General features: G+C 49.9%; 1 protein-coding gene and 1 pseudogene. One reads left to right on the forward strand and one right to left on the reverse strand.

The genetic code is table 11. The features are described 5' to 3' along the window. Positions 1–54: 54 nt before the first annotated feature. A complete protein-coding gene (locus OC610_RS27410; RefSeq protein ID WP_264432579.1) occupies positions 55–366 on the forward strand; it encodes a tetratricopeptide repeat protein in 312 nt (103 codons plus the stop codon). A 669-nt stretch (positions 367–1,035) separates the two neighbouring features. On the opposite strand, the pseudogene OC610_RS27415 reads toward OC610_RS27410, so the two are convergent. Beyond that, a pseudogene (locus tag OC610_RS27415) lies at positions 1,036–1,413 on the reverse strand (hypothetical protein); the annotation flags it as partial.

The raw sequence follows: 1,413 nt of genomic DNA on the forward strand, positions 1-1,413 counted from the left end.
AGCTATCCAACAGCCAACCAATCACCCCCTGACACAACCGATAAGGACGCCCCCATGCTCGACTCCCTGGAAAAAATGCTCGCCAAGGGCATGGACAACTCCCTCCTCCGCTTCGGCCTCGGCAAAGGCTACCTAGACCTAGGCGAGTTCCCCCGCGCCGCCGAACACCTCCAACGCTGCGTCGAATTCGACCCCAAGTATTCGGCGGCGTGGAAACTACTGGGCAAAGCCCACCAAGGCCAAGGCGACACCGCCGCAGCCCGCCAAGCTTGGGAAAAAGGCCTGGAAGCTGCCCGCGCCCACGGCGACAAACAGGCCGAAAAAGAAATGACCGTGTTCCTCAAAAAACTGGATCGCCATCCCTGACTTCACACAAAACTGCTTTTGTGGCGAGGGAGCTTGCTCCCGCTTGAGTGCGAAGCACTCACAAAAAAGCCCACCACGTTCTCAACACCATCCCGCCAAGCAGCCAACACACAAAACCCTGTGGTGAGGGGATTTATCCCCGCTGGGCTGCGCAGCAGCCCCAAACAGCCAACCGCGGTCTGTCTGACATATTGAGAACTAAAAGAAACTTCTCTTAATAGATGTCTGCTCTCGGCCAGAAGCGGTCAGTAACGCACACAACGGTGCTTTGGGGAATTACCACTTTTGCGTAAGTGTAAGTTTACAGCAGGTAAGGGTAACCTCCAGAATGTTTTTAGCTTATCTTGTCGCTAACGCTTCTTTATACTTCTCAAAAGATGCTTTTCATTTGCGCTTGCATGTACAGCCTGAATTTATTTATCTATGCATAACCTTTTCAGCCATTTATTCCATGCGCTAGTCACGAGAGGAGGGCACCAGAGCATTACGACAAGATCTTTTCCGAGAATACGAAGCTATCAGCAGTGTGTCTACGCTCAATGATGGGCTGAGCTTTTGAGTGCATTAATGTCCGCTTCTGGCCTCAGACTCTACGAAACCAGAAACGATTCGCTCATATCAATCGTCTACACACTGGCTCCTCGTCGCCGCTCCCCTAGCTGCCTAAAGTCAATTGCGTGGCACCCAAGTTGAATCAGCTTCATCTTCGCTCTCGAAATCATAATCATAGTCAATCAAGCTTGCCGACACTTCGCCAAGTTCAAATTTGCCTAAAGCTCTGGTGCCGAACAGTACAGCGTTTTTTATTTCGACATTGAATTTAATGTCTCGACCAGGAACCTCAGTATCATTTCTATGAGAGCCGCTTGCTGAACCGCTAAAAATAGCGCTCAAGCCACCATCAAACGTGAACGAGTCCAGATCTCCGATTTCAACCTCATCAATAAAAGTGTCAGATTCTGCGATGGCCCTTGAAAACTCCTTCCCATTTGGTAAGTCATATTTAAAATTCTCGCAGGCATCTCGACAAACCTCTTCTACTTGATC

It is taken from the genome of Pseudomonas agronomica (genome assembly GCF_025917275.1).
In the GTDB taxonomy this organism is placed as follows: domain Bacteria; phylum Pseudomonadota; class Gammaproteobacteria; order Pseudomonadales; family Pseudomonadaceae; genus Aquipseudomonas; species Aquipseudomonas agronomica.